Below are 14,199 nucleotides of genomic sequence, written 5' to 3' on the forward strand. Positions count from 1 at the left end.
AAAACTTTGACACTTTGAACCTTTGTCACTTTGTATCATTATTAAAATATAATTTTAATAACTCAGAAGCAGCTGCAAAAGGTGAAATTTCATCATTTTGTACTGCTTTTTTATTTTGTTCTAATAGTGTAATAATTTCAGGTTGGTTGTAAAAGTTTTGTTTTAACTGCTCATTGATCGTTTCCATCATCCAAAACTGATTTTGTTCGTGTCGTTTTTCCTGGAAAAATCCGGTTTCTTTTGTCATTTCGAAGTAATCAGAAATTGTATTCCAGATTTCTGAAATTCCATCTTTTGTAATGGCACTGCAAGTGGTAACTTTTGGTTGCCAATTTGATTTTTTTGGAGGAAATAAATGCAAGGCTCTGTTAAACTCTAATTTTGCTTGATTGGCTTTTTTGATATTATCACCATCCGCTTTATTTATGACAATTGAATCTGCCATTTCCATAATACCGCGCTTGATGCCTTGAAGTTCATCGCCTGCGCCTGAAATTTTCAGTAAAAGAAAAAAATCAACCATGCTATGAACAGCAGTTTCGCTTTGACCAACGCCAACCGTTTCAATAATAATCGTATCAAAACCTGCGGCTTCACAAAGTATAATCGATTCACGTGTTTTGCGTGCAACGCCGCCTAAATTTTCTCCAGAAGCGCTTGGTCTTATAAAAGCATTTTCATCTTTCACCAATTCTTCCATTCGGGTTTTATCTCCTAAAATACTCCCATGCGAAATAGAACTGCTTGGATCAACTGCCAAAACAGCGACTTTTTTGCCAATACTAGTAAGAAAGGTTCCAAAAGCTTCAATAAAAGTACTTTTTCCAACTCCCGGAACCCCAGTAATTCCTACGCGAACCGATTTATTGGCATGTTGCAAACAGCCATTTATAATTTCATTCGCTTTTTCTGCATGTTCAGGATTGGTGCTTTCGATAAGAGTAATGGCACGGCTTAACGAAGTCCTGTTTCCAGAAAGAATCCCCAAAACCAATTCTTCAGCTGAAGGGTGTTGTCTTCGCTTGTCCTTAATTTGATTTATAGCCGAAACATTGGTGATTTCAGGAGATGAAATTCCAGCTTTTTCAGTTAAACTGCTCGATGGTTTCTTTAAACTTGACAAAATACTTTTTTTGTATTGTAAAAGTACTGAAAACAAAAACAGTTTCAAAAAGTTAGTTTGCCACGAATTGCACTAATTTCCACTAATTTGTTACTACATTTTTGTCATCCTGAGCGAAGCCGAAGGACACGTAAGTAGCTCGACAAAGATTGTATCAGTGCAAAAAGACCCGACAGGTTTTTAAAACCTGTCGGGTCTGACTTTAATTGTGTATTTACGTTGCGTGTCCTTCGACTTCGCTCACGATGACATACGAAACGTATAAAAATAACTCGTAAAAATTTGTAACTCGAACGATAACGAAGAGACGAAGTAAATTCGTTACAAAACTTAGCAACTTAGTATCTTAGTACCTTAGCATCTTTAAAAAATTAATATCCAGCAGTAAAACGAACTTGGTGGTGTTTTGGATTTTCTGTTTCATCAGCAATAGCGACTGCCAAATCCTCTACAGATAAAATACTTCTTTGTTCGTCATTGAAAACAGGATTTTCTAATCCTAAACGGTATTTTCCTGTTCTTCCTGTTGTAATTCCTTGGTGCATTTCCAGCGCAGGACTAAAAAATGCCCAATCTAATTCTTTTTCCTCTTTAATAACATTTAAATAATCTCTTGCAGCAGAAGCAGCTGTGTAATATTCTTTCGGAAACTCTGCAGTATCAACTGCTTGCAGGCCTGGCGCTACATATAAGCTTCCAGCGCCGCCAATTGTGATGAAGCGTTTTACACCTGATTTTTTTGCAGCTTCCTGAATTGATTTTGATCCGTTTTCGAAATCAGAAGTGTAATTTGCGTTTGTCCAACCCGGATTATAGGCGTTAATAATAACATCATGTCCTTTTAATATTTCTGCTAAAACACCTGCATTAAAAATATCTGCAGCAACCCATTTTGCATTGTCAGTATCTTTTGGAGTTCTTGCTATTGCTGTAATTTCGTGTTTTCTACCTGCTAATTCGTTTAAAATTGCTGAGCCTACAAATCCTGTAGCTCCAATAAGTGCGATTTTCATAATATATAAATTTATTTAGTAATAAAAAATGTTACAGTTTAAGTCAAAAAAATAGTTTCAAAATTGGTTCGAAAAATCTTCAAGAGAAATATTCTCTAATTGAGCGCTGACTTTTTGATTCATTTCTGCATACAAAGCATCCAGATTCTGATTGATTTTTTTTCCAACAGGACAATCAGGATTTGGTTGATTTTTTGCATATCCTAAGCCAATTGTTTCAAAAGTCATTTCGAATATTTCTTTCAAAGTCAGTTTTGCAGCATCGACAGCCAATTTTGTACCGCCATTTTTTCCTTCTTTACTTTCTACAATATGATGCGCTTTTAGGTTTGCAATCTCTTTTCTAACCAAAACGGGGTTGAGGTTCATACTTCCTGCAATATATTCCGACGACAAATAATCGTTTGGAAATTTATGTAGCAAAGTAAGAATGTGAATCGTTATGGCAAATTTACCTGAAAGCATACTGTAATAAAATATATTACAAATGTAGTGGGTTTTATAATACAAAAACTAATTTTAACGTTTTTTTTGTGATTAGCATTTATTTGTAAAAGCTAATAAGAAGCCAAAAATGTGGCTTTAGGCACATAATATCGGTAGAAAAATATATTGGAAATAAATCAAGCGTGCCGTAGGTACGCAAAAAAAAACATTGCATACCTACGGCATGCTAATGAATTGAAAACCCAATTGGCTAGCAATATTATGTGCCTATCGGCACATTTCAATTTCTTAATTTACAATTATAAGTAAGGAAGTAATTACTGGGAGCTAATTACTAAAATATAAATAACTATTTTTGTCCCGAAGCCTCGATATGAACAACTTTATTATAATATTCTTCTTTTTGTTTTTAGGATTGCTTTTACAGAATGTAAAGCGATTTCCTACTCATATTTATAAAACACTCAATAAGATTGTTATCTATTTTTGTCTTCCCGCAATTACTTTATATCATATTCCGAAGATAAAATGGAGCAGTGAATTGCTTTTTCCAATAGGTGCGGGGTGGATTACTTATATCTTAGCTTTTATCTTTTTTCATTTTTTAGGAAGAAGAAATGGCTGGTCTAACAAATTAATCGGCTGTTTGATTTTAACTGCAGGATTAAGCAACAGTTCTTTTCTGGGATATCCAATTATTGAGGCTTTATTTGGGAAAAAAGGCTTGGAAACTGCCGTTTTGGTAGATCAACCGGGAACTTTTGTAGTGGTTTCAACGCTTGGTGTTTTTACAGCGGCTTTTTATTCAAAAGGAAGCCCAAATGCTTTGGGGATTTTCAAAAAGATTATTTTGTTTCCGCCCTTTTTAATGTTTGTTTTAGCCTGTCTCATGAATATTTTTGATTATAATTTAAATGAAAATATTGAGTTTGTATTGCTGAAAATCGGAAGTTTGGTTACACCTTTGGCTTTGCTTTCTGTTGGTTTGCAATTGACTTTTGATCGAAAAAGCCAGCATTGGAAATTTTTACGACTTGGACTTTTCTTTAAATTGCTTTTAGTTCCTTTTATCATTTTTGTGCTGTATGTATTTATTTTTAATCAGCATTCTGAGGTCATAAAAATTACCTTGATGGAAACTGCAATGGCGCCAATGATTACTGGTGCGATTTTAGCCTCAACTTACGGATTAAAACCAAAGTTAAGCAGTATGATGATTGGTTTTGGAATCCCAATTTCCTTCGTAACCCTTGCTTTTTGGTACTTTATTCTTAGTTTTATTTGATAGTAAAATAGTAGTTATATCGACAAAGTAGAATTTTAACTTTTTTTTACCTTTTAGATGTTTTCTTAATGTATTTTTTGGTTAATTTTATTGGAACTAAAAAATATAAATTATGTCAACATTAAGATTAGGCGATATAGCTCCAGATTTTCATGCAGAAACCACACAAGGACCTATCAATTTTTATGAATATTTAGGAGATTCTTGGGGCGTTTTATTTTCGCATCCAGCAGATTTTACTCCAGTTTGTACAACTGAGTTGGGAACTGTGGCGAATTATCTTCCAGAATTTACAAAAAGAAATACCAAGGTTATTGCTTTGAGCGTAGATGGATTAGAGTCTCATAAAGAGTGGATTAAAGACATCAACGAAACTCAAAATACAGAAGTAAATTTCCCAATTATAGCTGATGAAGATAAAAAAGTAGCAACTTTATACGATATGCTCCACCCAAATGCAAGCGATAAATTTACAGTTCGTTCTGTTTTTGTGATTGGTGCAGATAAAAAAATCAAATTGACTTTAACATATCCAGCTTCAACAGGAAGAAATTTTGACGAATTGCTTCGTGTAATTGACAGTTTGCAATTAACTGCAAATTACAGTGTAGCTACTCCAGCAAACTGGAAAGACGGTGAAGATGTTGTAATTGCGCCAGCAATTCCAGACAGCGATATTCCGGCAAAATTCCCAAAAGGTCACACGCCAATCAAACCTTATTTAAGATTGACACCACAACCGAATAAATAATTAAAGATACTAAGATGCTGAGTTTCTAAGTTTTATTCTCAGCACTCTTTGGCTTCTGTAAAACAAAAAGCGCTAAGATTTCAATTATGAAATCTTAGCGCTTTTTATATAAAAAAAACTTAGAATCTTAGCGACTTAGAAACTTAGTATCTTAGAATCTTAGCTTCTTTTTTTAGTCAACTCATTCATTTTTTTCTTGTCTCCAACAACCCAGATAATGTCATTTTTCTGTAAAATAATAGGAGATTCTGGATTCAAGATTCGGTTTCCGTTTCGCTCGATTCCAACGACTAAACCACCGGTTTTTCCTCTAAACTGACCAATACTTTTTTGAATAAATTCTTCTTGAGAAACCTCTAATTGTCGTAATACAATTTCGGATTCTTGAACTTCTGTTGGAGGTTCAATTTCATTTTGATTTAAATATTTAGCAAACTCGGTTACTTGAGCATCGGTGCCAATTACACAAATTTCGTCGCCAGGAAACAAACGCTCATTTTTAGTCGGAATAGGGATCGTGATATCGCCTCGTTTTATTTCGGCAATATTGATTCCAAGTTGTTCCCTAATTTTTAGTTCTTCTAGAGTTTTTCCAGCCAAGTTTGATTCTTTCCCAATGTCAAAAAATGACATGTGACCATCCCAAGGCATTAAATTGGCATAACGTCTGTCGATTTTTTTGTTTTCACGATCGTTGAGATTTTTCAAAAAGTGGTTTTCAATTTTATGATATTGCTCGTTTAATTTTTTAGGGAAAATCTGGTAAGCGCAAATGGCAATAATCAACGCCACAAAAGCAACTAAAGGCGAGAAGAAAATATTCAATAAGAAGCCCACAAAAAATAAACCAAGACTCATTCTAATTAGAATCAGCATTAAAAGTGCGCCACGGTATTTTCGCTCTTCCCATAAAGTTTCAACTTCATCAACTTTTACTCTTCGCAAAGAAAGCGCCCATAAAAAAGGGGCAATAATAACCAAAGTAATTAAGGCGGCAAGCGTATTTCCAAAGCGTGTATCAGCCACTAACGGAGCCACAAATTTTGAGGATAATAATATAATTGCCGTAATGATTATGGTATGAAGGATAATTTGTGTCACAGAAGCTCTCAAAACAATTTGCCAAGTGCTAACCGATTTAATCGCTTGTGCATTCATACTATAACGGTTGATGTTTTTAACCCATCTTTTTGGCATTTTTGATTCCAAAAACAAAGCAAATTGTTCCGAATATTTAATCAAAAATGGCGTTGTAAATGTAGTAACAGCTGAAACCGCAACAATTATCGGATACAAAAAGTCACTTGTAACTTTTAATGACATTCCGAGTGTGGCAATAATAAAAGAGAATTCGCCAATTTGAGCCAAACTCATTCCGGTTTGTACCGATTGTTTTAATGGTTGGCCTGAAAGCAAAGCTCCAAAAGCAGAACTTAACGCTTTTCCAAAAACAGTTACCAAAGTGATAATCAAAACTGGAAGCGCAAAATCAACCAAAGTTACCGGATTAATCAACATTCCCACTGATACAAAGAAAACAGCTCCAAATAAGTCTTTTACAGGTTGAATTAAATGTTCAATTTTTTCGGCCTGAGTCGTTTCTGCAATAATAGAACCCATTATAAAAGCGCCTAATGCAGGTGAAAATCCAACATTAGCGGCAAACATTACCATCATCAAACATAATGCAAGTGAAATAATAAGCAACATTTCGTCGCTCAATAAATGTTTTGCTTTTTTTAGGATCGTCGGAATAATAAAAATCCCGCCTAAAAACCAAATGATCAAAAAGAAAATTAATTTAAAAACAGACTGCAATAAAGCAGTTCCAGAAACCTGATCACTCACCGCAATTGTAGATAATAAAACGAGCATCAAAATCGCGACAATATCTTCGACAATCAATGCGCCAAATACAATCCCAACGAACTTTTTTCCTTTAACTCCCAATTCATCAAACGCTCGAATAATAATTGTTGTAGAAGAAATAGAAAGTGTTGCTCCAAGAAAAATACTGTCCATTTTGCCCCAGCCCATCCATTGACCAACTAGATAACCAATCAAAGTCATGAACATAATCTGGGTTATGGCGGTGATAGAAGAAGTGCCTCCCACTTTCATCAGTTTTTTAAAACTAAATTCGAGTCCTAAGCTAAAAAGCAAAAAGATGACACCAATTTCAGCCCATACTTCGACACTTTTCATATCGGTAATTGAAGGGAAAAAGTCAAAATGATTTCCAGCCAAAAAACCTGCAATCAAATATCCTAAAACTAATGGCTGTTTCATTTTTTTAAATAAAAGCACAGCAATTCCTGCGGTCATTAGGATCAATCCTAAGTCGCTGATTAAAGGTTGTAAATGGTGGGTAGTTTCGGCGTTTAATGCAATCATATAAAATGTGGTATTTTTTTCAGGAGCTAATCCAGCTTTCCATTTCAAGCTTTTGTTCAAAACGCCTATTTTTTAAGCAGTTCCAGGAGCTTCCTGCGGTCGCTCTGTACCTGCAAAAAAATATGGCTTTTTTCACAAAAGGCTTTTCATTTCAATCTGGGCTAAAAAGATCTGAGTTAAATAAAAAAAGCTATCTCGATAAAGATAGCTTTTTTTTGGGAAAATATTTTAGGTTTTCTTTAAATACCAGTGTAATTGCTTGGTGTTATAGCTAATAATTCTGCTCTAACGCTGTCAGAAACTTCTAAAGTTGCAATAAAATTATGAATCGCGTTCTTATCAATTGCTTCATTAGTTCTTGTCAAGCCTTTCAAAGCTTCATACGGATTTGGATATGCTTCACGACGTAAAATTGTCTGAATAGCCTCAGCAACAACTGCCCAATTTTTCTCTAAATCTTCAGCAAATTTGCTTTCGTTTAAAAGCAATTTGTTCAAACCTTTTAAAGTCGCTTCAAAAGCAATAATGGTATGTCCAACTGGAACACCAACATTTCTTAAAACAGTACTATCAGTTAAGTCACGCTGTAATCTTGAAATAGGCAATTTAGCAGCCAAATGTTCGAAAATAGCATTTGCAATTCCTAAGTTTCCTTCAGAATTTTCAAAATCAATTGGGTTTACTTTATGAGGCATCGCAGATGAACCAATTTCGCCCGCTTTGATTTTTTGTTTGAAATAATCCATTGAAACATATGTCCAGATATCACGATCTAAATCGATTATGATATTGTTGATTCTTTTTAAACCATCAAAAAAGGCAGCAAAATGATCGTAATGCTCGATTTGAGTTGTCGGGAATGAATGTTGCAAGCCTAAGCTAGTTTCAACAAATTTAGTTCCGAATTGTTTCCAATCAATTTGAGGATAAGCAACATGATGCGCATTGAAGTTTCCAGTTGCACCTCCAAATTTAGCCGCAAACGGAACATTGAATAACAAACGCATTTGCTCTTCTAAACGCTCCACAAAAACCAAAATCTCTTTTCCTAAACGAGTAGGAGAAGCCGGTTGTCCGTGCGTACGTGCCAACATTGGAATGTCTTTCCATTCAACACTTAATTCTTTTAATTTTGAAATTAAGGCAATTAATGAAGGCATATAAACCTGCTCAAAAGCTTCTTTTGTAGAAAGCGGAATCGCAGTATTGTTGATATCTTGAGAAGTTAATCCGAAGTGAATGAACTCTTTGTATTGAGATAAACCTAATTTTTCAAAAGCATCTTTAATAAAATATTCAACCGCTTTTACGTCGTGGTTGGTTACTTTTTCAGTTTCTTTAATCCAAAGCGCATCTTCTGTTGAGAAATTTTTGTAGATGTTTCTCAAACTTTCAAATAAACTTGAATCAATGCCTTTTAGCTGTGGCAACGGAATCTCGCATAAAGAAATAAAGTATTCCACTTCAACTAAAACGCGATATTTTATTAAAGCTTCTTCAGAGAAAAAAGGTGTTAAATTTTGAGTTTTATTTCTATATCTTCCATCAATTGGCGATATAGCATTCAATTCGTTTAGAGTAGTCATTGTTATGTTGTTTTTCGAAAGGTGCAAATATAAACAGAATTTGCGGATTTAAAGTAATCAGAAAGTCAATTGAAGGCATTTTAAAAGAGAAAAAAGAAGGCAAAACACAAATTTCACGAATTAGCACTAATTTTCTCTGCTCAATTTACAGACAAGACAAACATTCGTGTTAATTCGTGACTCGAGCGATAGCGAACAGACGAAGTAAATTCGTGTTTAATAATTATGCTTTTAAATCGATTTTAATTTTTCTCTTAAATCGGCAACACCTTCTGATGCAAATTTGGCAATTGTTTCTACTTTATTTCTAATATTCGGAATTGAAATTGGTTTTGGATCAATATAAAAAACAGGAGTTGTACTTGGTGCGTAAGAAATCAAGCCTGCAGCAGGATAAACCTGTAACGAAGTTCCAATTACTGCAAAATAATCTGCTGTTTCAGTTATGTCGATTGCTTCTTCAAGAGCTGGAACTTCTTCGCCAAACCAAACAATATGCGGTCTTAATTGATGTCCATTAGCATCAAAATCGCCTGTATGCAAATCTTCTGTCCAATCTAAAATTAGGTTTTTATTTTGCACGCTTCTTACTTTCAATAATTCCCCATGCAAATGCAAAACGTTTGTGCTTCCGGCACGTTCATGCAAATCGTCAACATTTTGCGTAATAACATGAACGTCGAAATCTTTTTCCAATTCGGCTAAAATAATATGACCTAAATTTGGTTTTACTTCTTTCAGTTGCTGACGTCTTTTGTTATAAAAATCCAAAACTAATTCCTGATTTTTGTGCCAGCCTTCGGGAGTTGCGACTTCCATAACGTCATGACCTTCCCATAAACCATCACTGTCTCGGAAAGTTTTGATACCGCTTTCAGCGCTAATTCCGGCTCCAGTTAAAACGACTAATTTCTTTTTCATTTTTCTTAATTATAATATGTTGGGATAATTTTTAACACATAGAAACATAGTTTTAGAAGCTTTTAAAAGGCGTTTCACTAACTTAAATTCGCATAGTTTAGCTATGTGTGGAAACTTGTTTCTTTTGGATTCTTTTTTTCGATATAAAAACTATTTCTCTATCGTGTTAAAGTTTTTTTATAGCCAACAAATTGATTATGTTATTTCGGCAACTGATTTACTTCCAAAACCTTTACCATAGTTGGTTCAGATTTTGCCAATCCTTCGCCATCAACTTGATTTACATTTTGAAGAAAGATATGAAGTTTTTTTTGTTTTTCCCAAAGCGAAATATCATAATTCGGTTCCCATTCGCCAATAGATGTTGAGGTCAAGTCGGTTACTTTCCATGGAGTATTTTGGCTTAAATTGATGTACGCCATTGAAACTTTATTTTCTCTTTCGCTATCTCTAAAAAGAAGATACAAATAGCGGTTTTTCCCTTCTTCTTTAATTAGTAAATCTGGTCTTGAAATTGGAATTTTTTTGGTGCCTCCGCCTCCAAGAGAAAAAGGAGTTTTTCTAAACCCTGTATTTGATTTTTTCCAAACGCCATTTTCTAAATAAACAATCTGAAATTGTGGAATAGTATTTTCGTTCCAATAATTGGCGATATAAGGATTTCCATTTTCATCAGTCGTCATTGAAGTTTGGTTAATCAAGCTCGATTTTTCTGGAATTTTCCAAGCAATTTCTGCCGATGCTATAGTTATTGGCAAGTTGTATTTTTCCCCGTTTGATTTTTCCCAAGTCAAACCGCCATCAAAAGAACGAGCATAACAAATATCGTGATTCGTCGAAACATCCCAGCTTTCCCTCCAAACCCATGAAAGATGGATTGTGCCTTTTTGATCTACTTTTGCTTGCCAGTAAGCGCTTCTTTGCTCTTCGCCGTTTAATAAATTGCTTTGCAGTTGCGACCATTTTTTATCTTTTACGGAATATAAATTAAGAATCATATTTCCTCGCCCTGAAGCGCCTGAGCGATAAAAGAATGCTAAATTTCCGTTTGGCAGATTGTGAAATTCGGGATAAGTAACTTTTTGTTCCGCAATTCCGGTCATTGACTCTTCTTCGCCCAAATCTAAACTCAATGGGAATTTACTTTTTGCATATCGAAGTTTTGTGTCATGATGATCCCAGCTGATATGCAAATAGCCGTCGCCATCAGTGGCAATGCTGATGGTATTATGTGCGTCTTTGACATTTCCGCTGTAAGGCGTTTTTACAATTTCCCAATTAGCAGAATTCAGTTTTCTTTTGCCTAAAATTACATAGCCGTCATTATCATAATAAGCTATAAACTGAAAATTTTTAAAAGTCGTCAAAGCGTTTTTTCTAAATTTTACGGTATTGACAGAATTACTGCTCCAGCCTTTTCCTACCGGAATTTCTACATTTTGTTGTGCGACGCAGGAAAATAGAGTGAAAAAAAGAAAAAAAAGGATTTTGTGAAAATGTGGTTTCATTAAAAAGTTGCTGTTTGGTTGTAGTTAGTGAGAAATGAAAATGGGTTAAATTTTTCGAATTAGTAAAAATAACCGATTTAAGTATAATGAGGAGTTGAACCATACCAGTTTAGGTTGTTTTTATAATAAATTTTAATTGAGTTGGAAATAGAATATTGAGCTAAATACTTATTTTAGCCAATATTAAATCGTATCTATTTGGGAACAGAACTACAATTAAAAATCAAAAGAAGCTTATTAGACAATTATGAGCGAGATCTACATCTTCATCCTGATTTCATCAAATTTGAAGATAAAGATTTAGCGAAGAATGGCTCTACGTCTTTTAAAACAGATGAAATAAAAGAATTTTGTTTTGGTGTGACTTTTTATCAATACCGTTTTGTCTTTGGAAGGGAATACGAAATATTGATTAAGAATTTTAATGATGAAATTCTAAAGATTAAAATCAAAAGTTATTGAGGTATAAAAAAGCATCAGACACATAAGCTTTATGCAAAAATAATTAATTCAATTTGGGACTTATATTTTGCAAAACAAGTTGATTCTTTTATAAAGGAATTTGAAGCTGGTAAATCTTTTAATATTGGAGAAGTAAATATTAATCCTGAAGGAGTTATCATATCAATTTCAAAACTTTTGAAACAAGAAAAAAAACTAATTCTTTGGAATGATGTTGGGCTTAGAAAATATACTACATACATTTCTATTTATTCGTTAGAAAATGCATTAGACTTTAATCGCGGCTATTCCTATAAAAAAGATTGGAATACTTTCGTTCTACGAGAAGTAATAAAAAATATAATAGACATGAAAAAGAAGTAATGAAAGTAAGGCTTATTTGCTCTGTTTTTTTTAATCTTTTTTTAGTGCAATAATCCGTAGTTATACGTATTGTTCAGGCTCTTAAGATTATTTAGTTTTATAGTGTGATTTAAAAACAAAAGAAATTCTAAATGATTTTAATACAATTTACAGGATTATCTGGTTCGGGAAAAACAACGTTGGCTGAAAGTGTTCGGTATTTATTACTTCAAAACAATTATAAGGCTGAAATAGTTGATGGCGATGTTTTCCGAAAAACGATTTGTAAAGATTTAGGATTTTCGAAAGAAGATCGTTGCGAAAATGTACGACGTATTTTTAATGTGGGACGAAATTTTATCCATGAAAATACAATTGTTTTGATGTCAGTTATCAATCCGTATGAAAGTATTCGAAGCGAATTAAGAAATTATGAATTTGTGAGAACTGTTTTTCTAGATTGTTCAATACCTAATCTGATCGACAGAGATCCGAAAGGCTTATATAGAAAAGCATTATTGCCAGATAATGATGATGATAAAATAAGAAATTTTACTGGAATAAGTGATGTTTATGAAATACCGGAGAACGCAGATTTAATTTTAAAAACAGATGCTGAAACCGTTTTAACTTCGACGAATAAACTCTACAATTTTATCATTGATAACCTGAATAAATCGGCCTAATTTTTAAAGTTTATGAATCCTTCCTTTAGTCAGCTTCCCATAATTTTTTCAATTGAAAAATTACAAAATGACCTCGCTATATGCGAAAATGAGTTATGGACGCCTCACTTTAATACCTATCGTTACGAAGGAAACTGGACAAGTGTTTCGCTAAGATCTCAATCAGGACAGGTCAATGATATTACTTCTTTTCCAAACAAGGAATATATAAATACAGATCTTCTGGAATGTTGTCATTATTTTAAAGAAATTATGGACTGGTTTCAATGTGAGAAAGAAGCTGTTAGATTGCTTCGATTAGGACCAAATAGCGAAATAAAAGAACATGTAGATAATGACACATCCTATGAAGACGGATTTTTTAGAATTCATGTTCCCATTTTAACTAATTCAGAAGTTTTCTTTTATGTTGATAAAAAATTAGTTCCTATGAAAATGGGGGAGTGCTGGTACGCCAATTTTCAGTTGCCACATAGCGTGGAAAATAAAAGCTCAGAACCTAGAATTCATCTTACGCTTGATTGTATAAGAAATGAATGGTCTGACAAATTATTTGCACAAATGGGTTTTGATGTTAGTTATTCTCTGGAGAAAGAATCATATTCAGAAGAGATAAAACAACAAATTATAGCTGAACTTTCCAGAAATCCCTCAGAAGTAAACGATAAAATTATTACTGATTTACTTTCAAAATAAATTTAGAAAATGAAAAAACAAGAACATCCCCTTTTTAATTGGATTCCATACAAATTAGTTGAAAAAGAGAATGAAGTTTATTTTGAGTGGATTTATCTGGGAGAAATAAAATTTGAAGATCCTTTTTTTGATGAAACCATTTTAAGATGTAAAAGTCATAAATCTAATTCAAAAATGGTAAAGGTTTTAAGCACTGCCGAAAATCTTATAGAGTGGTCTAACGAAATTGAATCGCTACCATTAAAATCTTTAGTTTTTCATGTTTCGCGATGTGGTTCTACTCTGTTGAGTCAGTGTCTGTCGACTTCTTCAGAAAATATTATGATTTCTGAAGGACCAATTATCGATGAGATTTTAAGAACCAATTATTTTGATTGGGATAAAAAAGTAGTTCTTTTAAAATCGGTTTTGAAATTTTTGGGGCAAAAAAGATTTCCGGAGCAAAAGTATTTAATTCTGAAAATGGATGCCTGGCATATATTTAAGGCAGCGTTTTTTAGATCTGTTTTTCCGAAATTGCCTTTTGCGTTACTGTACAGAAATCCGAATGAAGTTTTGAAATCGCATCAGAAGCTACCAGGAATGCATATGGTTCCAAATATAATTCCGCCAGATGTTTTTGGAATTACGGCTAAAGAAGTTGAAGAAAGAAGTTTTCAGCAATATGGCGCTTTGGTTTTGGAGAAATATTTTCAAGCATTTCTTGATTTTCATGAAAGTGATCATAATGTTACGATTCTGAATTATAACGAAGGAATGAAAAATGCAATTAAGAAATTTATATCCTTTATTCATATTCATTATATTGATAATGAACACGAAAAAATGTTGGAACGTTTAAAAAAACATTCTAAAAATGAAAGTGTAGTATTTACTGGAGATATATTCAAAGAGGAATCTTTAGAAGTTGATTTTTCGAGGCTTACTGTTTTATATGAAAAATTAAATAACTTGTCTCTGACTTATTTAGAACATTGAAAACAGG

The 14,199-nt window shown here is 33.4% G+C and carries 13 protein-coding genes; 6 read left to right on the forward strand and 7 right to left on the reverse strand.

Going from position 1 to position 14,199, the window contains the following annotated elements; all coding sequences use genetic code 11:
* Positions 1-25 precede the first annotated feature (25 nt).
* The 3 genes from meaB to EYY60_RS12435 form a co-directional block, all read right to left on the reverse strand.
* Positions 26-1,123 (reverse strand): methylmalonyl Co-A mutase-associated GTPase MeaB, encoded by a 1,098-nt coding sequence (meaB, locus tag EYY60_RS12425; protein WP_132989643.1) that lies wholly within the window; start codon positions 1,121-1,123, stop codon positions 26-28.
* Between the two features lie 371 nt (positions 1,124-1,494).
* A complete protein-coding gene (locus EYY60_RS12430) occupies positions 1,495-2,136 on the reverse strand; it encodes an NAD(P)-dependent oxidoreductase (RefSeq protein ID WP_132989644.1) in 642 nt (213 codons plus the stop codon).
* 57 nt (positions 2,137-2,193) lie between these two features.
* Positions 2,194-2,601 carry an RrF2 family transcriptional regulator gene (locus EYY60_RS12435; protein ID WP_132989645.1) on the reverse strand — a complete coding sequence of 136 codons (408 nt, stop codon included), beginning with the start codon at positions 2,599-2,601 and terminating at the stop codon, positions 2,194-2,196.
* A 355-nt stretch (positions 2,602-2,956) separates the two neighbouring features.
* Here EYY60_RS12435 and EYY60_RS12440 point away from each other — a divergent pair, with 355 nt between their 5' ends.
* A complete protein-coding gene (locus tag EYY60_RS12440) occupies positions 2,957-3,868 on the forward strand; it encodes an AEC family transporter (protein ID WP_132989646.1) in 912 nt (303 codons plus the stop codon).
* 112 nt (positions 3,869-3,980) lie between these two features.
* Positions 3,981-4,619 (forward strand): peroxiredoxin, encoded by a 639-nt coding sequence (locus EYY60_RS12445; RefSeq protein WP_132989647.1) that lies wholly within the window; start codon positions 3,981-3,983, stop codon positions 4,617-4,619.
* Positions 4,620-4,778: 159 nt separating this feature from the next.
* Here EYY60_RS12445 and EYY60_RS12450 read toward each other — a convergent pair whose 3' ends face one another.
* The 4 genes from EYY60_RS12450 to EYY60_RS12465 all read right to left on the reverse strand — a co-directional run bounded on the left by EYY60_RS12450 (position 4,779) and on the right by EYY60_RS12465 (position 11,028).
* The gene (locus EYY60_RS12450) at positions 4,779-7,013 is read right to left on the reverse strand and encodes a cation:proton antiporter domain-containing protein (RefSeq protein WP_132990002.1); all 2,235 of its coding nucleotides are present in this window, start codon (positions 7,011-7,013) and stop codon (positions 4,779-4,781) included.
* A gap of 239 nt (positions 7,014-7,252) precedes the next feature.
* Entirely contained in the window at positions 7,253-8,599 is a 1,347-nt protein-coding gene (purB, locus tag EYY60_RS12455) for an adenylosuccinate lyase (protein ID WP_132989648.1), read from the reverse strand.
* 231 nt (positions 8,600-8,830) lie between these two features.
* Positions 8,831-9,520 (reverse strand): SIR2 family NAD-dependent protein deacylase, encoded by a 690-nt coding sequence (locus EYY60_RS12460; RefSeq protein WP_132989649.1) that lies wholly within the window; start codon positions 9,518-9,520, stop codon positions 8,831-8,833.
* 200 nt (positions 9,521-9,720) lie between these two features.
* The gene (locus EYY60_RS12465) at positions 9,721-11,028 is read right to left on the reverse strand and encodes a BNR repeat-containing protein (RefSeq protein WP_132989650.1); all 1,308 of its coding nucleotides are present in this window, start codon (positions 11,026-11,028) and stop codon (positions 9,721-9,723) included.
* Positions 11,029-11,226: 198 nt separating this feature from the next.
* Here EYY60_RS12465 and EYY60_RS12470 point away from each other — a divergent pair, with 198 nt between their 5' ends.
* The 4 genes from EYY60_RS12470 (at position 11,227) to EYY60_RS12485 (ending at position 14,192) form a co-directional block, all read left to right on the forward strand.
* Positions 11,227-11,490 (forward strand): hypothetical protein, encoded by a 264-nt coding sequence (locus EYY60_RS12470; protein ID WP_132989651.1) that lies wholly within the window; start codon positions 11,227-11,229, stop codon positions 11,488-11,490.
* Between the two features lie 494 nt (positions 11,491-11,984).
* Positions 11,985-12,518, forward strand: a complete 534-nt coding sequence (gene cysC / locus EYY60_RS12475; RefSeq protein ID WP_132989652.1) for an adenylyl-sulfate kinase — start codon at positions 11,985-11,987, stop codon at positions 12,516-12,518.
* A 12-nt stretch (positions 12,519-12,530) separates the two neighbouring features.
* A complete protein-coding gene (locus tag EYY60_RS12480; RefSeq protein ID WP_132989653.1) occupies positions 12,531-13,214 on the forward strand; it encodes an aspartyl/asparaginyl beta-hydroxylase domain-containing protein in 684 nt (227 codons plus the stop codon).
* 9 nt (positions 13,215-13,223) lie between these two features.
* The gene (locus EYY60_RS12485) at positions 13,224-14,192 is read left to right on the forward strand and encodes a sulfotransferase family protein (protein ID WP_132989654.1); all 969 of its coding nucleotides are present in this window, start codon (positions 13,224-13,226) and stop codon (positions 14,190-14,192) included.
* Positions 14,193-14,199 lie beyond the last annotated feature (7 nt).

The sequence above is a fragment of the Flavobacterium zhairuonense genome (assembly GCF_004352915.1).
In the GTDB taxonomy this organism is placed as follows: domain Bacteria; phylum Bacteroidota; class Bacteroidia; order Flavobacteriales; family Flavobacteriaceae; genus Flavobacterium; species Flavobacterium zhairuonense.